Origin of the sequence: Chitinophaga filiformis, from assembly GCF_023100805.1 — a bacterium.
In the GTDB taxonomy this organism is placed as follows: domain Bacteria; phylum Bacteroidota; class Bacteroidia; order Chitinophagales; family Chitinophagaceae; genus Chitinophaga; species Chitinophaga filiformis_B.
In genome coordinates this window covers 8,088,294-8,113,297 of record NZ_CP095855.1, presented here as the reverse complement: position 1 = coordinate 8,113,297, position 25,004 = coordinate 8,088,294, and the positions used below count along the sequence as shown (strand labels likewise).

General features: G+C 44.6%; 15 protein-coding genes. 14 read left to right on the top strand and 1 reads right to left on the bottom strand.

Annotated elements, in window-relative coordinates:
- Nucleotides 1-115: 115 nt before the first annotated feature.
- Entirely contained in the window at nucleotides 116-973 is an 858-nt protein-coding gene (locus MYF79_RS31830; RefSeq protein ID WP_247811841.1) for an AraC family transcriptional regulator, read from the top strand.
- 198 nt (nucleotides 974-1,171) lie between these two features.
- Here the strand turns inward: MYF79_RS31830 and MYF79_RS31825 are convergent, their stop codons facing one another.
- On the bottom strand, nucleotides 1,172-1,957 hold the full coding sequence (locus tag MYF79_RS31825) for an alpha/beta hydrolase (protein ID WP_247811840.1): 786 nt from the start codon (nucleotides 1,955-1,957) through the stop codon (nucleotides 1,172-1,174).
- 189 nt (nucleotides 1,958-2,146) lie between these two features.
- Here MYF79_RS31825 and MYF79_RS31820 point away from each other — a divergent pair, with 189 nt between their 5' ends.
- The 13 genes from MYF79_RS31820 (at nucleotide 2,147) to MYF79_RS31760 (ending at nucleotide 24,994) form a co-directional block, all read left to right on the top strand.
- The gene (locus MYF79_RS31820; RefSeq protein ID WP_247811839.1) at nucleotides 2,147-3,463 is read left to right on the top strand and encodes a sugar porter family MFS transporter; all 1,317 of its coding nucleotides are present in this window, start codon (nucleotides 2,147-2,149) and stop codon (nucleotides 3,461-3,463) included.
- A 266-nt stretch (nucleotides 3,464-3,729) separates the two neighbouring features.
- Nucleotides 3,730-4,863, top strand: a complete 1,134-nt coding sequence (locus MYF79_RS31815; RefSeq protein WP_247811838.1) for a TlpA disulfide reductase family protein — start codon at nucleotides 3,730-3,732, stop codon at nucleotides 4,861-4,863.
- A gap of 173 nt (nucleotides 4,864-5,036) precedes the next feature.
- Nucleotides 5,037-5,366, top strand: coding sequence for a cupin domain-containing protein (locus MYF79_RS31810; RefSeq protein ID WP_247811837.1), 330 nt, complete (start codon nucleotides 5,037-5,039; stop codon nucleotides 5,364-5,366).
- A gap of 100 nt (nucleotides 5,367-5,466) precedes the next feature.
- Nucleotides 5,467-5,964 (top strand): ferritin, encoded by a 498-nt coding sequence (locus MYF79_RS31805; RefSeq protein ID WP_247811836.1) that lies wholly within the window; start codon nucleotides 5,467-5,469, stop codon nucleotides 5,962-5,964.
- Between the two features lie 294 nt (nucleotides 5,965-6,258).
- The gene (locus MYF79_RS31800) at nucleotides 6,259-6,798 is read left to right on the top strand and encodes a sigma-70 family RNA polymerase sigma factor (RefSeq protein WP_247811835.1); all 540 of its coding nucleotides are present in this window, start codon (nucleotides 6,259-6,261) and stop codon (nucleotides 6,796-6,798) included.
- 94 nt (nucleotides 6,799-6,892) lie between these two features.
- On the top strand, nucleotides 6,893-7,942 hold the full coding sequence (locus MYF79_RS31795) for a FecR family protein (RefSeq protein ID WP_247811834.1): 1,050 nt from the start codon (nucleotides 6,893-6,895) through the stop codon (nucleotides 7,940-7,942).
- A gap of 378 nt (nucleotides 7,943-8,320) precedes the next feature.
- Entirely contained in the window at nucleotides 8,321-11,875 is a 3,555-nt protein-coding gene (locus MYF79_RS31790) for a SusC/RagA family TonB-linked outer membrane protein (protein ID WP_247811833.1), read from the top strand.
- A 36-nt stretch (nucleotides 11,876-11,911) separates the two neighbouring features.
- Entirely contained in the window at nucleotides 11,912-13,534 is a 1,623-nt protein-coding gene (locus MYF79_RS31785) for a SusD/RagB family nutrient-binding outer membrane lipoprotein (protein WP_247811832.1), read from the top strand.
- 106 nt (nucleotides 13,535-13,640) lie between these two features.
- A complete protein-coding gene (locus tag MYF79_RS31780; RefSeq protein ID WP_247811831.1) occupies nucleotides 13,641-14,681 on the top strand; it encodes a sialidase family protein in 1,041 nt (346 codons plus the stop codon).
- Nucleotides 14,682-14,710: 29 nt separating this feature from the next.
- A complete protein-coding gene (locus MYF79_RS31775) occupies nucleotides 14,711-15,217 on the top strand; it encodes a DinB family protein (protein ID WP_247811830.1) in 507 nt (168 codons plus the stop codon).
- Between the two features lie 787 nt (nucleotides 15,218-16,004).
- Nucleotides 16,005-18,926 carry a SusC/RagA family TonB-linked outer membrane protein gene (locus MYF79_RS31770; protein ID WP_247811829.1) on the top strand — a complete coding sequence of 974 codons (2,922 nt, stop codon included), beginning with the start codon at nucleotides 16,005-16,007 and terminating at the stop codon, nucleotides 18,924-18,926.
- A 20-nt stretch (nucleotides 18,927-18,946) separates the two neighbouring features.
- Complete coding sequence (locus MYF79_RS31765) at nucleotides 18,947-20,581, top strand: RagB/SusD family nutrient uptake outer membrane protein (RefSeq protein WP_247811828.1); 1,635 nt, start codon at nucleotides 18,947-18,949, stop codon at nucleotides 20,579-20,581.
- A gap of 885 nt (nucleotides 20,582-21,466) precedes the next feature.
- Entirely contained in the window at nucleotides 21,467-24,994 is a 3,528-nt protein-coding gene (locus tag MYF79_RS31760; RefSeq protein WP_247811827.1) for a hypothetical protein, read from the top strand.
- Nucleotides 24,995-25,004: the final 10 nt, after the last annotated feature.

Sequence of the window (25,004 nt, the reverse complement as noted above, 5' to 3'; positions counted from 1 at the left end):
TGTATTAAACCGGTTGAAGCATAAAAAGCGGGGAAAAATACCCGAATTGTGTGCATTAGTACAACTGAAAATTTCCCGATGTGAGACATATTTGTAGGGTAAATCTCAGACAGATATGATGACAATACTGGAATCCAAAACAATCGGTCTGTTACGCGATTTCCCGGAGCTGATCACTGTGACGGAAGAGTGCCGGGAGGATTTCTATAAAATAGTAATGATCACCCGCGGACTGGGCATACTTGCGGTGGGAACGAATACCTACTACATTGATACTCCCATGATCGTCTTTATTCATCCTTCGGATATTATTGCATGGAAGCAACTATCTGACGGCCATGAAGGTTATACCTGTCTTTTCCGGAAAGACCTGCTCGACAGGCATACGGTACTGAAAACAACCATAGAGAAATACCTGCTGTTCAAGGGAGATGCTAACAACATCATCCGCTTGTCGCCCGCAGATATCAGGGTGCTGAATGGCATTTTCTTCAATATGGAACAGGAGGAAAGACTGGGATACCGCCTGAATGAAGATGCTATCCAGACGTATCTCCAACTGTTAATGATACAGAGCGCCCGCATCTCTGATTGTAAAGCGGCTGACCATGTTGCTGATGAATATAAACCTGTGCATGAATTCTTTCATCTGCTGGAGAAAGAAACGGCCAATGTCAATTATACCAATCCCATTGCCAGGAAAACAGCGAAGGAATTTGCAGCGAGCCTGCATATGCATCCAAATTACCTGAACACATTACTGAAGAAACATACCGGGCAGAACGTCAGTACGCATATCCGTAACCGTTTACTGGAAGAGGCGAAGGTACTGCTGTTACAAACTGACTGGACATTGCAGGAGATTGGTTACAGTATAGGTTTTGCAGAACAACCTAATTTCAGTTTATTCTTTAAAAAAAATACAGGCATTACACCTGCGGAGTTCAGAAGAAGAGCAGGCGTCTCAAATTGACACAGAAGGAAAAAGCATATTTTTAACACGTTCATAAGAGATCACCTGGTGTTGGCTGTTATCCAAATAAAAAGACGAAAACTCAAAAGTAAAATAAACGCCCGGAATCGCTTAAATGACTGCCTTACCTAATCAGGTATCCAAATAAAAACAGGCGGTATCAAACCTTTGATACCGCCTGTTTTTATTTGGATAATTTTAGTGTTTGGCAGCAGTTTCGATAACAGCAGCAACTTCTTTCGGATGAGAAATGAATACAACGTGGCTGGCTTTAATCCTGGTGACCTTAGCGCCTGAACGTTTTACCATGTTCTCCTGTATTACAGGATTGATACTCTTATCGTCGGTGGTCAAAACAGCATAGCTGGGTTTCTCTTTCCATGCAACATGTGTTACCGGTGTAGTAAAACATTTTGCGGAGATAGCGCCCTGCGATGCATACATGAATGCTGTTTTATCTTTAGGCAGATCGCCGGCAAATCCTGCATGGAACTTTGCTTCATCGTAGTATACAAATCCTTTATCGTCCGGAGCCAGGATACCGTTTTCAGGATTAGGAGGAGCGGTTTGCGCCAGTGTCACCAAGGATTCGCCAGCATCAGGTTCGAATGCAGCAACATATACCAGTGCAGTTACTTTAGGAGAAACACCCGCTTCGGTGATGATCATACCGCCATAGGAATGTCCTACCAGCAGGGTAGGGCCGTCCTGTTTGTCGATCGCCCTGTTGAGCGCCGCAACGTCGTCTTCCAGTGAGGTCATCGGGTACTGTAATGCAGTTACATGATATCCTTTGGCGGCCAGGATCTTGTATACCCCTTCCCATCCGGAGCCATCAGCGAAAGCGCCATGTACCAGGATGATGTTCTTTACTTTGGCAGATTCCTGTGCCTGCATTGCAAGGGGAAATGCCATGATGAGTACAGCAAACAATGTAGCGCTGAGCCATTTCACGGGTCTGATTGAATTCTTAAGCATTTTCATTTCAAGTGATATTTATAATACAAAAATGCAGGGTGCATCCCGTGCGGGCTGTAGCAATATCAAATAAGCGATATATGAATTTCAAATATTGAAAGTTGCTTTTACCGTTTTTTATGATTACTTTTTTCCCTTATAGTAAAACGTTATGATCACCCTCGGCTCCACAAACAATCACAATAAACAACACTCATGTTTTCTTATCCTGTTAGAATTGCATTGATCGCCGCTTTAGGCGGTTTCCTGTTTGGCTTTGAAACCGCCGTAATATCCGGTGCGGAAAAGACGATTATGGAATTATGGTCGCTCAGCCCTTTCTGGCTGGGGTTCACGGTCGCGTCCAGCCTGATCGGGACCGTACTGGGCTCGCTGGTGGTAGGTATACCTGCCAGGGTGTATGGCCGCAAGAAGGTTCTGCTGGCAATAGCTTTACTGTATGTCGTTTCCGCTATTGGTTGCGCTTCCATTTCAGCCTGGCTCTTATTTGTATTATTCCGCTTTATGGCAGGTGTTGCAGTTGGCGCATCGTCGGTGGTAGGGCCTATGTATATTTCGGAGATCTCTCCGGCTCCGCTGCGAGGCAGGCTCGCAGGGTCCTTTCAGCTGAATATAGTGGGAGGGATCTTCATCGCTTACCTGACCAATTTTCTCTTTGCCGGTATGGGAGATGATTCCTGGCGCTGGATGCTGGGCATCATGGTGGTACCGGCAGCCCTGTTTGCGATATTGTTAAGAACAATTCCCGAAAGTCCCCGCTGGCTGATACTCAACAACCGGGAGGGAGAAGCGGTGCCCGTTATGCAACGCTTGCAGGAGCCGGATGTACCCGGCGCCATCAAGGCCATCAGGGAATCTGTCAAAACACACCAGGAGCACCTGTTCCAGGGGAGATATGCCAAGCCGATCCTGTATGCGGTATTGCTGGCTATGTTCAACCAGTTGTCGGGCATTAATGCCATCCTGTATTATGCTCCCCGCATTTTTGAACTGGCGGGTTTCAGCAAAGCGGAGGCTTATCTGCAACCGGTATATATCGGGGCTGCCAACCTGTTGTTCACTTTACTGGCCATGACCGTTATTGATAAATTCGGCCGTAAGACATTGTTGCTGATCGGCTCCCTGGGGATGATCCTGTTCCTGGGCCTGACTGCCTACGCATTCAGGGACCCCGCTCACCTGGGCGGAAATGTGCTGATCTACCTGATCGGGTATATCGCCTTTTTTGCCTTCTCACAGGGCGCGGTGATATGGGTATTTATTTCCGAGATCTTCCCTAACTCAGTAAGATCGCAGGGAGGGGCATTGGGCAGCTTTACCCATTGGATAATGGCAGCCATTATTTCCTGGACTTTCCCCATCATTGTTGCCGGCAGTGAAAAGGGCGGATTTTATTCCTTTGTGTTCTATAGCGGTATGATGTTATTGCAGCTGCTGTTTATCTGGAAGGTGATGCCGGAAACCAAGGGGCGGTCTCTGGAAGAGATCCAGAAAGAACTGGGCATAGAATAAGCCTTACACTGGCTTACCACAAGTGTGCAGCCTCCTGCTTACAGGCTGTTTTCTATAGCATTAGAGGCACAGTTCTATAGCGATCGCTATAGAACTGTGCCTCTAATGTAGTACCAATGCGCCTATAGGTAGGAACCGGTATACCTGTCGCACACCGTTTGTACCGAAGCTCATACTGTCTTTTTACCGGTCATCCCAGGGCTGCGGTCCGGGTTCACTTTTATTTGCTATTTTTAGTGATACTCGAAAAAATCAAACCAAACCAAATGAAGCAATTATTAACAGCCTTGACTTTACTGTTGTCCCCAGGCATTTTGTTAGCCCAGAAGGGAGATTTTGTATTGAAGGGCAAAATCGGCAGTTGGAATGCACCTGCCAAACTACAACTTGTTTACCGGAACGGAGGTGTTGACGTAAAGGACTCTGCCGTGTTAAAAGACGGTACATTTCAATTCAAGGGAACGGTAGATGGTCCTTCGCAGGCCATGATGGTATTAAAGCATGTCAATCCGCCGGCCGACCCAAGAGCCCGTGATATGATCGTTTTCTACGTTGAAAAAGGCACTATCACCCTGAGCAGCCCTGACTCTTTGCAGAAGGCTACTTTTGCCGGCTCCCAGATAAATACTGATAATCAACGTTTACAGGATGCTTTGAAACCGGTGGGTGCGCTTTTCGGACAGTTGAACGCCGAGTACATGGCTGCCGACGACGAGAAACGCGGTTCCCTGGAATTCCGCCAGTACCTCGACCAGAAAGTAGAAGAGATCCGTAAACAGGAAAAGGCTGTTTATGTGGATTTTGTAAAGAACAATCCTAAATCCCTCATCAGCCTGGATGCGCTGCAGCAATATTCAGGTGGTATGCCGGACGACCTGGGCCAGATCGAATCTATGTACAATAGCCTGGATGCCAAGGTGAAAAGCAGTAAAAGCGGACAGGAATATGCGAAACTGCTGAATAGCTGGAAGTCTACCGCCATCGGGGCAGAAGCGCCCCTGTTCACACAGAACGATACCCTGGGCAAACCGGTGAACCTGAAAGACTTCCGTGGCAAATATGTGCTGGTGGATTTCTGGGCTTCCTGGTGTGGCCCCTGCCGCGCAGAGAATCCGAACGTGGTGGCAGCCTACAACAATCACAAAGACAAGGCTTTCACCATCCTGAGCGTATCGCTGGACCAGCCAAATGGTCGTGATGCCTGGCTGAAAGCTATTCATAAAGACAACCTCACCTGGACGCATGTATCTGACCTGCAGTACTGGGATAATGCCGTTGCGAAAATGTACGGTGTAAGATCAGTGCCCCAGAATTTCCTGCTGGACCCCGAAGGAAAGATCGTGGCTAAGAACCTGAGAGGGGAGGAGCTGGATAAGCGCCTGAGTGAAATACTGAAATAATCTACCCGTTTTATAAAAGTAGTCCATAGCAGATCGAAATTGTTGTACGGTTATTAGCAGATCAATGATTAAATTGGTAAGCTAAGTAACCCACCAACAGGGCCGGTACGCTATGGACTATTTGTTTTCAGATAGTTTATGCCGAAGGCTTTAATACGGAAAAATAACCCGATATGGACCGTTTTATAGAAGACAAAGACATTCAATGGGAAAACCCCGACCCGGGCATCCGCCGGAAGGTAATGGCCTATAATGAGCAGCTGATGATGGTAAAAGTAGCATTCGAGCAGGGAGCGGTAGGAGCGATACATGAGCATTACCACTCACAGATCTCGCATGTGGAAAGTGGGGTATTTGAGATCACCATTGATGGGGAAAAGAAGGTACTGAAGGCAGGCGATGCCTACTATATTCCTCCGCATGTCTTACATGGCGCCCTGTGCCTGGAGCCGGGGGTATTGATAGATGTGTTTAGTCCCCACAGGGAGGATTTCATTAAGTAAGTTGGTGATTCCCAATGAAGAGGAAAGCTTATATTTCAGCGGCCTCTGGAAATTCAGTACATTTATTTCACTTCAATTTTTCACCCTAAAAGCGAATAACATGTTGTCACAAAGAATGCAGGAGGCCCTGAACCGTCAGGTGGTAATGGAAGCGCAGTCTTCCCAGGCATATCTGGCAATGGGCAGCTGGGCCGAAATACAGCCCGGTCTGAAAGGCGTAACCAAGTTTTTCTTCAAGCACAGCGATGAGGAGCGGTTCCATATGCTGAAGCTGATCCATTATATCAACGAAAGGGGTGGTTTTGCCATTATACCGGCGTTGGCCCAACCGGTTCTGACCTTTGTTTCCCTGAAAAAGGCATTTGAAGAGTTGTTTGCCCACGAGGTCAAGGTGAGTGAGAGCATTAATGACCTGGTGGATATTGCGCTGGAGGAAAAGGACTATGCCACCCATAATTTTCTGCAATGGTATGTAAATGAACAGATTGAGGAAGAGCGGGTGGCCAGGGAATGTAATGACAAGCTGGAACTGATCGGTGATGACAAGAGCGGTTTGTACCTGTTTGACCGTGATATTATGACAATGGAACAGGAATAAATTGATTGACAGATACTTATATACCCGCTCTGCGCAGGCAGGGCGGGTTTTTTATTGCCCGGTCAATAACCCTGTTTTTCTAATGTATCGCAGATAATATATATTATAAATAATTAATTCAGAAAGTTTTATTATTTTTATTTGCCATATACTTTTACTACATTGCTGTCTGAAATATAATGAAAAGTTAGAATGCAAAAGGAGGTTAATATAAATGATCTATGGGAGCGCATCACGGTTGATAGCGACTCTAAATCATTTGAGGTTTTTTTCCATGAATTAAACCCCAGGCTCGTGAAGTTTTGCACAATGTACGTTCATTATCAACAAGTTGCGGAAGAGATAGTTTCCGATGTATTTGTAAAATGCTGGATGGACAGGGCAAAAATGAGGGACGTTCTCAAGCCTGAGACGTACCTTTTCATTGCTGTAAAGAACCATGCATTAAACTACAATAAGCGTTTTTCCAGTCTTCAACTGGTGAATATAGACGACCATGAAGGCGGTGCACAGCTGGTCAATGCTGCTTCCCCCGAGATGGAACTAGAAAAGAAAGAGTTATTCTTCAGGATGGATCAGGCTATTTCTTCCCTGCCCCGCCAGTGTAGCATTATATTCCGGCTGGTGAAGGAAAATGGGATGAAATACAAGGAGGTTGCGGAGATCCTGAATATATCCCCCCGTACGGTGCATACGCAGATGTTGCGTGCAATGAAAAAGATGACAGTTGCCATGGAGCCTTATCTGAAAAAGGCGGGCAGGCAGGCCTCGGATAATATTACAGATAGTATTATAACGACATTGCTGATAATATCAATATTTATGGGTAATTAACCCTTTAATATATATGTTAAAAAAAATTTTAAACCTTGTAAGCATATTAGGTACTAAATGTTGTCTTATATACAAAGGGTTATTCCATCGGACAATGAGTGAACGTTTTTTTGAAATTGTTATAAAGGACCTGGCTGGTGATTCAACACCAGAAGAAGGCCAGGAACTGCAACATATCATGAGTGAGGATGCTGTCTTCGCCAGACAGTATGAGCTGTTCCGCATGTACTGGGCCCAGAATCATCATGATCATATTGACAGCAGAAGACTTTTTTCTAATGTGCAGACGCGTATCAGTGAATTGGAGAAAGAAGCCGGTACGTCAGTCATCGAACCTCTGATGACGCCAGTACGCGGTAAAGGCCGCCTGGTATGGATGTCTGGTGTTGCTGCTGCGGTAGCGCTCCTGATCTCAGCCGGCGTGTACTACTACAACTCACTGCATGAGCCGCTTGTAGCCAAGTATACTTCAAAAGGGGAGAAATCCACCTTTATGATGGAAGATGGCACGCGGGTTACGCTGAATGCGGACAGTAAGCTGGAATATGCAGCTAATTTCCCGCAGGAGAGCCGTGAAGTGTATCTGACCGGAGAGGCTTTCTTCGATGTGCACAGCGATGCACGGAAGCCTTTCATCATTCATGCCAATAACATGGATATTAAGGTACTGGGTACAGCTTTCAACGTAAAATCGTATCCTAACGAAACATCGACAGAAGCAACACTGTTGAAAGGGGCAATAGAAGTAACGGTAACAGACAATCCTTCTGAGAAGATTGTACTGAAACCATCCCAGAAACTGGTCGTAAACAATGACGATCCCAAGAAAAAGAAGTCAGTGAGCCTGAAAGATGCAGCACCTGCATTAACTACCCTGACTTACTTCCAGCAAAAGGATACTGTTATCATGGAAACATCCTGGCTGCAGAACAAACTGGTATTCCAGGATGAAGATTTTGAAACACTTGCAAGAAGAATGGAACGCTGGTATAATGTCAGCATCCGCTTTAACCGGAGTGGCATGAAGCAGCTGAGGTTTACAGGCATCCTGGAAGGAGAAACAGTCGCGGAAGCATTCAGCGCGTTGCACCTGACGGAAGATTTCAGTTACAGAATAGAAGATTCAACGATAGTTATATATTAATCAGGAGAGTACGGAAAAAGAAAAACGATTAAAAATTATCCTTTCAAACATTGAAAGGTGAGATGAGGACCCTATGAAGCCGATACCTATGTCTATGATTACACCGTATGTATTCGCTCGTTCATTTCACCAGAAACAAAGTATTAACGCCTAAAATTTTGTCTATGGGAAAAGAGATCGACTACTACTAGATAAAGCAGGCACCGTTCTTAAATGGTACCTGCCGGCAAAGAAACTTATATCCTTGAATGAATGGTTTTTTGAACGAATCCTGACATTTGAAAGACTTTAATCACCCTTAACATCTAAGTTATGACGTTTATCCTACGCCCCAGGGGCGTAAAGATCCCTTACGGGCTTTTAAAGCCAATGCTACTTATGAAATTAGTACTAGGACTGGTGCTTACCATGAGTCTGAACGTACACGCGGCCGCCCGCGCAACCAAGATCACTCTTAACCTCCGTGATGTTGAATTTAAGAAAGTACTGACTGTTATCGAAAGTCAGAGCGATTACCGTTTCATGTTCAGCAACAGGAACATTCCGAGTGACAACAAAGTAGATATTAACGTAAAAGACGCACAGATCACTACAGTAATGGATCTGATATTGAACAATTCCGGTTTTACTTACCAGGAGCTGTCCAACAATCTGATCGTTATCATGCCAAAAGGCGCTCAGCTGAAAGCTATTAAAGTTACCGGTAAGGTATTGGACCAGACCGGTGAGGCTTTGATCGGAGCTTCTGTAAAGATCAAAGGGACTTCTGATGGGGTAGCAACGGATGAAAATGGTGCATTTACCATTAGCGTTCCGGACGATGCAGTACTGTTAGTGTCATATGTAGGTTTTAAAACACAGGAAATTCCTGTAAATGGTAAAACCGCCATCACTATCACACTGCAACCAAATGAAAAAATGATGAATGAAGTGGTAGTAACTGCACTGGGTATCAAAAGAGAGCAAAAGGCTCTCGGATACGCAGTAAGTACTATCACTTCTGAACAGATCACTGCTGCCGGTGCCACCAACTTTGCCTCTGCCTTATATGGTAAGGCAGCTGGTGTGAAGATCACAACTGCTCCAGGTGGTGCTACGAGCGCGGTGAATATACAGATCCGTGGTGTGAACTCCCTCAACTACAACACGCAACCGCTGTATGTAGTAGATGGTGTGCAGATCAGGAACAACAACGAAAAAGGTGCAGCAGGTACCAACAACGCTGACTACTGGGCTGACCCACGTATCCGTGGTAACGGTATCCTGGATATCAACCCTGCCGACATCGAAAGCCTGACCGTATTGAAAGGTGCAAGTGCTACCGCGCTGTATGGTTCTGATGCGGCAAGTGGTGTGGTGGTAATCACTACCAAGAAAGGTATGAAAGGAAGAGGTTTGGGTGTTGATCTGAACTATTCACATACTGCCGAGCGAATTGCTTTTGCTCCTCAGTATCAGAACGTCTACGGTCCCGGTTATGACAGAAAGACCGCCGGTTCGAACACTAACGTAGATGGTTGGGTACCCATTGGAACAGATGGAACAGTAAGGCCTTACTTTAGGGCCTACGCCCAGTTCGGTCCGAAAATGGATGGACAGATGGTGCCCTGGTGGGATGGTAGTATGCATCCTTATTCACCCCAACCCGACAACTATAAACAACTCTTTCAGAAGGGATACAATTCAAATTTGAATGTATCCCTTTCGAACATGACGGAAAAAGCGAATTACCGTTTCTCTTATACCCGTAGCGACTATAAAGGTATCCAGGTTGGTGGCGATCAGCAGCGTAATACTTTCAACCTGAACAGTACTATCAAGCTGCATAACAAAGTGAGCCTGGATGTTGTAGGTGGTTATGTAAATACAAAGATCACGAACCGTCCGCTGCAAATGGCACGTATCTTCAACGATTTTAACGGATTCTTCTCACGTGCCGAGGATATGGGTATCATATTCGATAAGTATAAGACCTCCAAGGGATATAAATGGGTACCATATGATAAGCCACAGTGGAACCCTGACGAGGCTTTAAAATATAACATACGTCCGTCAGAAGTACTGAACCTGCTGTGGTATCAGCTGCGTAACCAGGAAGTTGAGAAGCAGGATCGTTTATTGTCCAGCGTAACATTGAACATTGACCTGGCGAAAGGCCTGAAGTTCCGTACCAGGATAGGTAACGACTTTACGAGCCTGAATATCGAAACCAAGAAGTACAACGAGTATCCGATCGCATTCAACGGCGGAACGAGCACTGGTCAATATGCAGTGGCTAAAGGACGTTATTCTATCTTTTATAGCGATCAGTTGCTGACCTTCGCCAAAGATGAGGAAACAAGGAAATTTGGATACTCATTCAGCGCCGGTCTGCAGACACGTAAAGAAACCTACAGTGATCAGAACTCTTCTACCAATGGTGGTCTGGTTACTGCAAACTGGTTCAGTATCAATAACTCCTATAATGTTCAGAATACCTCAGAACAGCGTAGCGGAGCGTTTAAGTACGCTTACCTAGGTATCATGAACCTGAGCTACATGAACTACTTATTCCTGGAAGGTACCGCCCGTCAGGAGTATTCATCAACACTTCCTTCCGGCAATAACAGTTACTTCTATCCATCAGTGAACACGAGCTTCGTCTTCACAGAGGCTTTCCATCTGCCAACGCTCTTTACTTACGGTAAGGTGCGTGCTTCTTACGGTCTCGTAGGTAATGCTCCTCCTCCGTTTGAGTCGAACGTTACCTATACGCAGAAACCAATTTCTTCTGTTAATGGTTCTGTACCCTTACTGGTAGCGCAGAACAACTATGGTAATGAAGCGCTGAAGTCAGAGAAGAAAAAAGAACTGGAAATCGGTACGGAAGTGAAAATGCTCCATAACCGTCTGGGTGTGGACATCTCTTACTATGACAGCCGTGTCACCGACCTGTTGATGCGTTTGAACGTTGCAGTAAGTAATGGTGCAAACACAAGGATCACCAACGTAGGTGAACTGCACAGTAAAGGTCTGGAGGTTGCATTGACAGCTACGCCGGTTGCCAGGAAGATCAAATGGAGCACCCGTTTGAACTTTGCAACAAATACATCAAGTGTTGAACAGTTGACGCCAGGTGTAAACCAGATCGTGATGCTGTGGGCTGCAAGGAACGCCCTGAAAGTGGTTGCCGAGAAAGGCCAGCCTATTGGTAATATTTATATGTACCCGCGCCTGAAAGATAGCAAAGGTAATTTTGTGATTAATGACAATGGACTGTATGTTATTGACGATAGCAAGTACGAGAAAATGGGCAACCTGCTTCCTAAGATAGTAGGTGGTTTTGCGAACACGATCAACTATCATAACCTGTCCCTCGACTTCATGATCGACTACCGTTTCGGTGGAATGATCGTATCTACGCCACTGAAATATCAGACCGCTGCGGGTATGTTTAAAAACACCCTGGAAGGTCGTGATGCGGAACACGGCGGTATTCCATATTACATTAATACCGCTGGTGAGATGGTGCAGCTTCCAAGTCATACCTCAGTTCCTCCGAATGGAAAGGTTTATCATGATGGTATGATCCTGGATGGTGTAACGAAAAATGGCCAGCCAAACACTAAACTCATTCAGGCGGGATATTACTATTTTAACACGTTTAATGACGATCCTCAATCCTGGAACATACCGGCCTTACAAAAGAACGACTATGCAAAACTGCGCGAACTGGTACTATCCTATACCGTTTCAAAAGGAACAGCAGCGAAACTGCGTTTGCAAAGCCTGCGCCTGTCGCTGATAGGAAGAAACCTCATGTATGTTTACAGAACTATGAAGAATCTTGATCCTGAAGCGCCAATGGGTGGTAGCTGGTTAAAACAGGGTATCGATGAAGGTTCTTCCGGTGCTACCCGTAGCTATGGTTTCAGCTTAAACGCCAGTTTCTAATTAATTTATTGTGACTTGCTACAAACAGTTATGATTATGAAAAAAACATTAATAAATATAAGTTGTTTTGCTGCCCTCGCCATTGGTATGGTGGGTTGTAAAAGCCAGCTCGATGATTACTACGTAGACCCTGACAAAACAACTAATCCTACTATTGAGAAACTCTTCTCATCCATAGAGGATAATAACCGCGCAAGACCGAACTATACGGAAATGCGTACCATTGCTTTACCAATGCTGGCTGCATTCTGTCAGACAGCTACGATAGACAATAAAGAGGAAAGATATGTGCAGCCTGCGGGACCTGTACAGGATCTCTGGAATGATTATTATACGCCAAGTAACCAGGGAAGTGATCTGAACTATAATACCGGTAATGGTATTGTGGCCCAGTATCGCACTATGCAACGTCTTTACAGTAACCTGCCGCTCGATGAGCGTCCTAACTTTCAGATCTTCATGATGGCAGGCAAGGCATTGTTACTTGACCAGACAGCACAGATGATCGATATGTTTGGAGATATCCCTTTTACTGAGGCAGGATCACTGGATATGAGCAACACCATATCAAATGCAAAATTCCAGGATCAGAAGGCACTTTATGACACTGTGCTGATAGGATTGAAGGATGTCGCTGACTGGTTTACCGGTACAACTCCGAATGCCATTGCAAGTGCATCTTTCACCGCGCAGGACTATCTCATGAGAGGAAGTATCGATAAATGGCGCCGTTATGTGAATTCAATCCGTCTGCGCTACCTGATGCGCATTTCTATGGTTGATGAAGCAAGAGCAAGAACAGAGGTACAGGAAATTCTCGCTAATCCGATCTTATATCCACTGGTGGACGGAGATGGAGTAGGTGATAACTATAGCCCGGCAAGTACGGATATATTATTGTATCAGCTGACAAACTACAGCAATACGCCTATGAACTCATTCACCGAGATCAGGGGCCAGATTGCACCGGACTATATGCTGAACACAGTAATGAAACCGGCAAATGACCCACGTATTCCGTTTATGTTTGACAAGAACACCACCAAAGAGGGTAAACCAAACAAAGAATACGTTGCGATGCCTAACACAGCAATTCTCCAGGGTGATAGCATTTCTTACTTTGCAACATATGACTCCACTACTTACCTGACCAATGGTAAGCTGCCTGGTATTTACATATCTGCTTCTGAAGTAAACTTCCTGAAGGCCGAAGCATTCGAACGCTGGGGCCTGACAGGTGGTACCGCACAGGGCAGTTACGAACTGGGTGTTCGCCAGGCCATCGCATTCATGTATTTCCTGTATAGTCAGAACCCTAACAACCGTGAAGGGTTAACAATGCCGTCGTCGATCACAATTAGTCAGTTCCTGACGCAGCCTTCCATTGCTTATTCGGGTGATTCCAATACGAAGCTCGCAAAAATATGGACGCAGAAGTGGCTGCACTTCAACGTGCTGCAGGCAAGACAGGCATGGGCAGAATGGCGCCGCACCGGTTATCCGCAGGTATACACCCTACCGTCAGGAAGGGTTGGTTACGAACTGCCTCCTACCAGGTTCCTTTATCCTGCAAGTGAGGTGGCTTATAACAGCAGCTATGATGACGCTATGAGGGCAAAAGATAAACGTGACGCAAAAATTTTCTGGATGAAAGAATAACAGACAGGCTTTAAGAATTATAATTTAGATGGGGGGCAAGGCCACAAAGCTAACAATGGCAGACATTGTTATCTTTGTGGCCTTGTCAATTTTATAGCACAGTACAATGAAAAGATATCTTCTCGCAGCCGGGCTGGCGATAGGCTCGTTACTGCAGGCAGCGGCGCAGCAGAAAGCAGTATTGGTAAAAGATGAATTTATCATGCAGCACCCGCCTGTACCTGCGGCTCATGCCTCCACCATTACAGAACTACCGGGAGGGGAGCTGCTGGCGGCCTGGTTTGGCGGTAGCAGGGAAAGCGCGCCCGATGTTTCCATCTATACATCCCGGTTCCGGAAGGGAAAGTGGTCTACGCCGGTGATCGTTGCTACCGGCATCGTGAATGATGCTGCCCGCTATGCCGCCTGGAACCCGGTATTACTTACCACCCGCAGCGGCAGGATCCTTTTATTCTATAAAGTAGGGCCCAATCCCCGTGAATGGTGGGGACTTATGCAATCCAGCACCGACAATGGCCGTACCTGGTCTGCCGCCGAACGACTGCCGGACGGCATACTCGGGCCGATTAAAAATAAACCGGTACAACTGGCGGATGGTACTATTCTCCACCCTTCCAGTACGGAGAGCCTGGATGAAAAGCAATGGCATATACATGTGGAGCTGTCAGACAGCACAGGACATAATTGGAGGCGGATAGCGATAGATTGTGATACATTTGGGGTGATACAGCCTTCCATACTGTTTCATCCGGGAAATCGCCTGCAAATGCTATGCAGGAGCCGTCAGAATGTGATTGTCCAGACCTGGTCCGACGATAACGGGCAGACCTGGTCGCCGCTGAGCAGGCAGGAACTCATGAATCCCAATTCCGGCATTGATGCGGTGACTACCCGGAAAGGGCTGCAGGTGCTGGTATACAACCCGGCAATAGCAGGTAAGGACTGGTGGCTGGGAAGGAATGAGCTGCGGGTAGCAGTATCAAAAGATGGAGAACACTGGAACGACGTGTATGAGCTGGTGAAACAGCCTAAGGGAGAGTTTAGTTATCCTGCTGTTATCCAGACGAAAGACGGTCGCTTACATATTACTTATACATACAATCGTGAGAATATTAAACATGTGGTGCTGAAGTTAAAAAGGAACTAAGCGCTGATACTGGTTTATAAACTGATGTTATGATGAAACAACCTGAAGTATGGATGCGGGGACCGGTAGCAGGAGTACCCGCCTTGCTGCAGCCAGTGGCGCATACGCTCTTGCAGGCGCAGGAAGAGATACATGCCCTGATGGAACATTTCCCCGAAACATTACTGTGGCAGCAACCTGCCGGAGTAGCCTCAGCGGGATTCCACCTGCAGCACATTGCCGGAGTGCTGGACAGGTTATTTACCTATGCAGCAGGAGAAGCCTTGTCAGCCACACAACTGGACTACCTGGCGGAAGAAGGCAAACAGGCCCCCGGCGTGACGGTCAATAGCCTGCTGGCTGTATTGGATGCGCAGGTAGTGGCTGCTGTTGCGACTTTGAAGATTATAGATGAAGGCAGCCTGACAGCGTTCCGGGGCGTAGGCAGGAAGCAATTGCCTTCTACGGTGATGGGCTTATTGTTTCATGCGGCTGAACATACCATGCGGCACACCGGCCAGTTGCTGGTGACAGTGAAGATGCTTGTTAATTCATAGCATCGGTCGACTATCGGCCATGTAAAGCAACCTGTCAGGAACTACGCACATTCCATACATGATAAAATGGTTGACAGATTTTCATTTGAGCGCTGCGGCCCTACTGCATAATACATTAATTGTTAATGAACATTAAACATTGTTAACGCAATTCAAAACCCCCTGTTTCCATTTTACTTTGTTAAAAAGTTCTCTATTTTTACTTCAGATTGCTAAATCGATTTTACTAATCTGTATATGTAGAGGAAGCCATCCAGGAGTTATAAACGTAATGAAAAAAAGGGGACAGATACGCTATATGCGGGCGTAATTTGTCCGGAGCTGACGTTATCGAACTATTGAACTAATTATTCATTTACAAAAAGCCTTTTGCTTATTTAAACCAGAATCGCCGGAAACAAAAGCAGGCACAACCTCCTGATTTTGTTTGGGGATTACTACTTAAGCCTCCGCTGCGCGTGCAGGGAGGGTAATAAAGACTTTATCACCGTAACATTTAAACCTCGCTGCAGATGCGGCGGAGCGTAACGGGACTTTATTGTCGCAATATTTAAACCCCGCTGTAAACACAGCGGGTGTAATGGGAATTTATTGCCGTAACATTTAAACCTTGCTGCAGGTGCAGTGAGCGTGATGGGAGTTTATTGTCTCAACATTTAAACCTCCGCTGCAAAGGCAGGGAGCGTAACAGGGTCTTATTGTCGTAACAGTTTGCCTAATACCAAAATTTAAGTATATGAAGAGAGGATTCTCATTTCTTTCTCGGGTATCTCTACACAGCCTATGGATGCTACTCCTATCGCTGGTAGCTTTTTCACAATCCCGAACTATCTCCGGTAAAGTCACAGAGACGCCGGGCAATGCACCTTTACCTGGTGTTACCGTACAGGTTAAAGGATCCGCTAAAGGAACACAAACAGGTCCCGACGGAACGTATAAACTGGAAGTACCACAGGGTGCTACCACGTTAATTTTCACGTTTGTTGGTTACAAGAAGGAGGAACTGCCTATCGCTGCTTCCGGTACAACAAATGCCAGCCTGTCCGCAGACGTTACTGCATTGAAAGATGTTGTGGTAGTAGGATATGGTACACAGAAAAAATCAGAAGTTACTTCTGCTGTTACTTCTATCACTGCTGAAGATTTCAGACAGAGTGGTGCACGTAATGCGCTCGACCTGGTACAGGGTAAAGTGGCCGGTCTGCAGATCAGCCGCCTGGGAGGTACCAACCCGAATACCGGTGTGGCTATTCAGTTACGCGGTGTTACTTCATTGACAGGAACACAACAACCCCTTGTCGTGATCGATGGTATTCCGAATGGTAATCTTGACCTGTTGCAACAGGATGATATCGAATCAATCTCTGTACTGAAAGATGGCTCTGCTGCCGCGATATATGGTACGCAGGCCAATGGTGGTGTGATCCTGGTTACGACAAAACGTGGTAAGAAAGGTCCGGCACGGGTTGATTATAATACATACTTCCGTAAAGAATATGTACAACGCAGGCCGGATTTCTTAAGTGCTGATGAATTTGCGGCTAAAATTGCAAGCGGAGAAATCATCGCGGAAGATAAAGGGCACAGAACGGATTTCGTGGACTTGCTGGTAGACCATGGCAATCTTTCTCAATATCATAACCTCGCGGTATCCGGAGGGAATGAAAACTCAACCTACCGCGCAAGTATGTACTACCAGAACCTGGAAGGTATACTGAAAGAGAATGCGCGCCGTCAGTATGGTGGCCGTCTGAATATTGTCTCAAAAGGACTGAATGACCGTTTAACTACTCAGATCAATTTAGCTACCAACTTCAATAAAGCTAACCGTTTGACAGATGGTGGTAACCTGGCAGGCTATTATGCATTCCAGCCTACTTATTCTCCTTATAATGCAGATGGTTCCTGGTACTTCGAAACGACCAGCACCAATGAACTGGCCCGCCTGTACCAACAGACCAACATGCGCCAGCAACAGACTACTTCCGGCGACGCCAAACTAACACTGGATCTTATCAAAGGGTTGAAAGCCTCCCTGTTCGGTTCCCTGCAACGTGATAGCTGGACCGACGGAGCTTATGCTGATCTTGCCTCAGAGTTATCCAAAGAAAGCTACCAGGGTACCGGTTACGCTTCCCAGAACAATGAGATGTCTAATAAGTATGCTTTAGAGCCAACTGTAGAATATAACATCAGTATCAATAATAAGCATAACATTACCGCGATCGGTGGTTATAGCTACCGTTATGAGGTATATCAGGGCTTCAATGCTAATAACTACGGCTTTGTGAATGATAGGTTCGAAGAGAATAACCTGAACGCCGGTAACCAGTTGAAACTTGGTAAAGCAGGTATGGGTAGCTATAAAAATGATAATACCCTTATCGCATTCTTCGGAAGAGTGAACTATGCATTCGGCACAAAATATATGTTGTCTGCCATACTGCGCCGCGAAGGTTCTTCCCGCTTTGGGGCCAATAACAAATGGGGAAACTTCCCGGCTATTTCCGCTGGTTGGAATATGAAAGAAGAGTCTTTCATGAGTGATGTAACATTCATCGATCAGTTAAAATTGAGGGCTGGTTATGGTGTAACAGGTAACTCAGGTATCAATAACTACAGCTCCCTGGTAACAATGGGCACCGGTGGTAACTATATCAACCCGGACGGTGTATGGCGTCAGACATATGGTCCTAACAAGAACCCTAATCCTGATCTTAAATGGGAGAAAAAAGCAGAGTTGAATGTCGGTGTAGATTATGGTTTCCTCAGAGGCCGTTTAACCGGTTCTGTTGATGTATTTACACGCAAGACTTCAGATGTACTGGAATCATTTACTGCTCAGTTGCCTCCCTTCGTAACAGATAACGTTTATGCAAACGTGGGTACACTGAAGTCCAATGGTTTTGAGATCACTATCAACTCCACAAACGTTGATATGAAAGATTTCCGCTGGACAACCGATGTGGCTTTCAGCACTGCCACAACGAAACTTGAAAAATTTTCCAACAGCCTATACAAGGCAACGTTCAAAGAATATGGCGCTATAGGTGGATTTGGAGCATTGGGTAACGCTATCCGCACCTACGAAGGTGGTAAGCTTGGCAATTTCTATGGTAAACGTTTTGCTGGTCTGACACAGGATGGCCTGTGGCAATTCTACAAAAAGGATGGGACAAAAGCATCTGCTGATCAATTGAATAGTGAAACAGACTTTGCTGTGATCGGTAACGCTATTCCTAAGTATTACCTGTCTGTGACCAACAGCTTCAAATATAAGAACTGGGACTTGCGTGTATTTATGCGCGGCCGCATGGGATATCAGGTACTGAACACCATGGAGATGTTCTATGGTACAAAGAAACAGCTGCCCAACAACGTATTGCACTCTGCATTTACCAAACACGCTGCACTGAAAGATGGTTATCAGTATTCCAGCTATTACATTGAGAACGGTGGTTATATGAAACTGGATGAGGTAACGCTGGGCTACAATGTTCCCTTTAAGGGCAACAAATACATCCGGAACATGAGGATCTACTTTACCGGCGGTAACCTGGCTACTATTACAGGATATTCCGGTAATGATCCTGACTTCATTAAAGACACAGGCCTGAACCCAGGTATTGATGCTTTGAACAACAGTGACAACCGTACTCCTTACATGAGCACAAGATCATTCATGTTCGGTCTTAATGTAGGTTTCTAAAAAAAATTAAAACATCAGGAATGAAACAATTTCGAAAAATAGCTACATATACAGCCCTGGCCTTGTTGCCGGTGTTTGCAAACAGCTGTACCGATTTATCTGAGAATTTATATGACCAGATAGCTACCGATGAATTCTACAATAATAAAAATGAAGTAGTATCTGCCGTATTAAGACCATATACACATGCCAATGCCTGGATCACTCCTTCAGGGCAAAATGGCTGGTGGAGACTGAGTGAACTGTCGGCCGACCAACTGGCCTGGCCTCAGAAAGGTCGTCACGGTTACGATGGTGGTAACTGGATCCGCCTGCATTATCATACATGGACCGTTGATGATGGTCCAATAAGGGATTGCTGGCGGTTAGTATGGATGGGAACTGGTTTTTGTACTACCGCAATTGAGAATATAGAGAAGCGTGATGCCGGCGCCATGGGCTTAACACAGGCAGAAAAGGACGGGTATACTTCCGAACTGAGATTATTGCGTGCTTTCCATTATCTCCGCATTATGGACCTCTGGGGTAATGTGCCTATCATCACTAAAGTAGGGGAGCCAACAAGTCCTGCTACAGCCACGCGTAAAGAAGTGTTTGAATTTGTTGAAAAGGAGATCAAGGACAACATCGATAAAGCGCCTCATTTGTCTAAAGCATTGTTGGGACGTATGTCTAAAGAAGGTGCTTATGCGATGCTGGTGGAATTATACCTGAACGCAGAAAAATGGTCTGGTACTGCTCGTTGGGACGATTGTATTGCAGCCGCTGATCAGCTGATTCAAGGTGGTGCTGGCGGTGTAAATGGTGCGTTGGCACTTGATACTAACCTGATCGACACTTATGCTCCGGATAACAGCAATATTGCTAAGGAGAACATTTTCTCCATTGCCTATGATTTTCAGATCTCTGACTTTACTCCATCATGGACCGGCGATTTCTATCATTTTGTACAGGGTAAGATCAATGGAAACGATCGTAATGGTAATGACGGGGTTGTTGTTATTCCTGGTGTATACACCACATTCGATGCAGCCGACAAACGCAAAAAGCAATGGATACTGGAAGGACCGCAATGGGTTTATGGCAGCGCAGACACCATACCTGTTATTACTACCGGCAACGAATATGATGGTCAGCAATTGGTATTTGTAGACAACATCCGCAAAAATAAAATTGGAAGCACAGTTTCCAATATGACAGAAGGGGAAGAGAACAGTGGTGTACGTTTCAATAAATACAAGCTCGGATCGGACAAAGATCCACACTACAGAAGTACTGACTGGGCTGTGTACCGTTTATCATGGGTATACTTCGCAAAAGCAGAAGCGTTGATGCGTAAGAATGGTGGTTCCGCCACACAGGAAGCTGTAGATCTGGTGAATACTGTACGTCAGCGTGCTTTCTCGCCTGAAGTATGGGATGCTCATAAATATACAACCAGCACATTGACTATGGATGAACTGCTGGCAGAAATCGGACGTGAATTCATCTTTGAAGGTTACCGCCGTCAGGTGTTGATCCGTTGGGGTAAATTCACTACAGGTACCTGGTGGGATCACAAGGCGTCCGAAGACTTCAGAACATTATTCGCGATACCTCAGAACCAGCGGGCCAACAATACCAACCTGGCACAGAATCCTGGTTATCCAAACTAACGTACTTAAGCTCGCATTGATCTCAATGCGGTTCCATAAACGATAGCGAATGCCGTCTTGTCCTTAGGGGTGAGGCGGCATTCGTGATTTATGGAATATTAAGATCGGAGGTAAAATGAGTGATATAGGTTGTCACAAAATGTAAGGAAAAGCAAAGTTTAAACGAATACGCAATTAGAGTGCGTAGGCGAGGATTTTCTTTGAAAAGATTTCTGAATTTTTAAAAACATATAGTTTGATAGCACGATAGTGGTATGTGTTTTTTGACTGAAAATGAGCACTTTTGTCTTTGAATGAAATTTGCGATTGTTCTCTATGCCAGTTGGTTTATTTTGTTTGAGCCTATCCTTCAATCTTGATAAATGTTTAACCTATTGAACAAATAATTATTGATAAGTGGCTTTGAGTGATTATGCTATGATGCCTCAGCCATCTGTGGATTTCTACTTTACAAAGTGTGATGTCAGCATTATAGATACATTATAATTTTTGACCTATAAATAGTTTTGCGGGTTAGATAACCCCGAGCGATGAGGGCGTCTTGTCGTGAAAAGGCGTGGTTATGCTTGCTGGATTCTAAATGTTGTTATTATCCCAAAAAAGCTTACGACGCGAAAATGAACTATTGTTCGGTGTTCAATTTGTAACATGTACTTCTTAGGGTGGATTATAATGAACCCGCAAACTTATTCAAAAGAATAACGAATTGTTATTCCTTGGTTAGGAAACAATAATGATGAGTAAAACCATAACGAAAGTGCTCCCAGCGACCATTCATCTGACAGGTAGTCCTCTTCCACCAGTGTTGGGCTACATAGTTATTTGTTGGGATAGTGTGTACTAAAGGAATGGAAACCAATTAATAATTGAGTATATAAAGACTAAATGAAAAAGAATAATCGAAAGCTTAAATTGGGAATATTATGTTTTTTTCTAGGTATGGGCTGTGCTGTAGCGCAAAGCCCGACAGACCAGCCGGCACTAATGAATATAACGCCCCCTAGCCCTAACGCGGCGGCCTTGGGGAAATTTGGTGATATTCAGATAGGACCGGCTACTGGCATTCCTCAGATTACAGTGCCTATATATAGTTATAAAAACATAGATAACACGCTGAAGTTGGATGTCAGTCTGGATTATCACGCTGGTGGTATTAAAGTGGATGAAGTTGCATCGAATGTAGGAAGTGGATGGGCGTTGGGAGCAGGTGGGGCTATTACCCGTACAGTGAGAGACATTTATGATGAAGCAGGGGTATTTGGATTCATGAATTCAATGGTGGTGTTAAATGAAGCTGAAGGCAATAAACGTGAGGGCTATGGTACGACTTCCAGTTATTTTAATTATATCGCCAGCCACAACGCAGATGGCCAGAATGATATATTTAGCTTCAATTTTGCTGGTAGAAGTGGCCAGTTTGTGTACGGCAAGAATAATGATTTTTTGATGTTGACCTCAAATAAATTGAAGGTTGAAAAGCAGCAGGGTGTGATCGTTAATGGAATCGCATCAGAAATGATTGGAAAGTTTACGTTGACTGATGAAAGTGGAGTTAAATATATTTTTGATGCGGTAGAATTCAGCGATAATGGTACTGCGCAGAATTACCATATGTGGACATCCTCTTGGTATTTAACAAAGATTATTTCGCCTTCGTCCAGGGATAGTATTATCCTTGAATACGAGCCAGAGTATACAAAGTATACCACCGGGAGATTTGTTACGATGACTTATGGACTTCCTGGATTTCCATCAAAAGACCGTGAAACATCTTACTCATCTGTTATCACGAATGGACAGCGTATTAAAAAGATCGCATTCCCGGATGGTGTCAATATCGCCTTTAGCTATGATACTGGAATTAGACAAGATATGCAGTTTAGTGAAGGGCTTGTCCGTCTGAAACAAATAAGTATTAGTGATGGTACTTTTACACGGGGATACAATTTATATCACGACTACTCTATAAACAGACTGACCCTTAGAAGAGTATCTCCTTACAGTTCGGTAGGAGAAGAAAAGGGCTATTCTTTTGATTATCTTGGCGTTTTACCATCAAGACTAGATAATAATCAGGATCACTGGGGGTTTTACAATACCAATCCCGGTAATGATTTGCTGCCCACGTATCAGTACCCTCCGACCGGGATTATATTGCAAGGTGGTAAGCGCGACACTGATACTGCGAGAGTCAAAATAGGAACTTTGAAAAGAATGACCTATCCAACAGGTGGTTACAGCGATTTCGAGATGGAAGCGAACTCCTCTGAAGATCCTCGTTTGACCGATTCCACAGTAACGTATATAAAACAGAAGAATTTTAATATGTCGGTTTACTGCAGTAGCAGTGCGCCTTCCGCCGAGCCATTTATTTTTAACGGCGATGCTGGAAGCACAACCATATTTAATGTTAATGTTTTCCAGTCTGGGGATTGCACTGGAGCCTGTAATTTCATAGTGCAGATAAAGAATGCATCTAACCAAGTTGTTACTACGCAAACTATAAACAATGATGGGTCGTATAATTACAAAGATTACTCATTTTCACTTGCTAATCTGGCGAAAGGAAACTATACCTGGTATGTTTATACAGAGGGTATGAGTTACGACAACTATATGACGATGAGCTGGACTGAAATTCGCAATCAGAATCCGGATACCATTAAAACGGTTGTTAAGCATCTGTATATAGGAGGAGTAAGAGTTAAGTCCGTGAAAACATATGACGGAATACGTGTTACACCTGCCATAGCAAAAGAATACCAATATACACAGGAAAATAGTGCGAAAAGTTCTGGTTCATTGGGTGTATTGCCTATATACGAATATCCAGTATATTATGAATATCATTGGTATAACACCCAAAGTCAGAACGCCCCATATGTTATTTATAATGGCAACGGCATTTCGAATGCAATAGTGCGTGTCAGCTCTCCGACCCAGACATTAGCTTGTATCAACGGTAGTCCGGTTATTTATAGTAGGGTGGTTGAAAAGCAAGTAAACAATGGGCAGAATAATGGGCATATCGACAGATATTTTACTTCCTATGCTCCGGGAGGGCTGGCAGGATATAATGTGTTCCCGTTTACCTCCCCTGAGTACTTCAATTGGAGTTTTGGACAATTGGAGAAAGAATTGATATATGATAAAAATGAGACACTCTTAAAGAAGACTGAAAACGAGTACATAACAACAATTGATAATTACCATTATAGTACGCAGCGCTTGCTTAATTTTACCTGTATTGCGTTGGGACCTGTTATGTACGAAGTAAATGCACCTTCGTTTGATTGGACTAAGGTTACTCAACCATATTATTATTTGGCAAAGACTTTCACTCCTGGTGCCGGAAGAAAAGACTTGAAAAGAAACATTGCGACTGAGTATGCTAATGGCCAAATCTTTCAGGTTCAGACAGATTATTTTTATGACACGGCGTTTAATATTAAAAGTGTGACAATGGCTAACAGCCTTGGTGAGAAACTGGAGAAAATAGTTACTTATCCCTATGAGTACACGAATCCTGTCGCAGTTGCAATGAAGGCACAGAATATGTACTCAAAAGAGATAGCGGTTGAAAATTGGAAGACAAAAGGTACGATGAGATATCTTACGGGTGGGTATATAAATCTATATATACAACATTCGTCAGGAATAAGGAGTTCGGGTATCGGAGCCTTCAGCTCTGCAGAGACAATAGCTTCTTCTTCTGTTGGAGCATTTAATCCGGCATTATTCAATAGGGATACTTATCTTTTTAAAGACCTGATATCATTTAGTCAATATACGTCTAAAGGCTACTTAAATGAACAAAGTAAAGTTGGCGATGTAAAACATGCGTATATATACGGATATAGGGGTAATTACGTTATTGCGGAAGCTGTAAACGCATTGGAAAGTGAAATTGCCTATACTGGGTTTGATGAAGATGGTAAGGGAAACTGGGTTTACACAGGCATACCGGCTTCCGATGTTACAGCATTATCCGGTGGTAAAGTGTATAATTTATCAACAGGACCTGTATCAAAAAATGGGTTGACATCCGGTAAAGCGTATAAAATTTCCTATTGGAGTAAGAGTGCTGCTGCTACGGTAAATGGTTCAACCGGCGTACAAAAGGCTGCGAGGAATGGATGGTTTTATTTTGAACATTTGTTATCTGCCGGAACAACATCTGTAACTGTTCAGGGTACCGCGCTAATAGACGAATTGAGGTTGTGTCCTGTGGATGCGACAATGCATACATATACATATCAGCCACTCTACGGCATTATAGGAGAGTGTAATGCGAAGAATGAATTCCAGTCATATCTATATGATGGATTAGGAAGATTAAAAGTTATTAAGGATCAAGATGGTAAGGTTTTGAAAGAAATTGATTACCAGTTCCAGGTGCCCGTTACAAAATAATAAGCCCTAT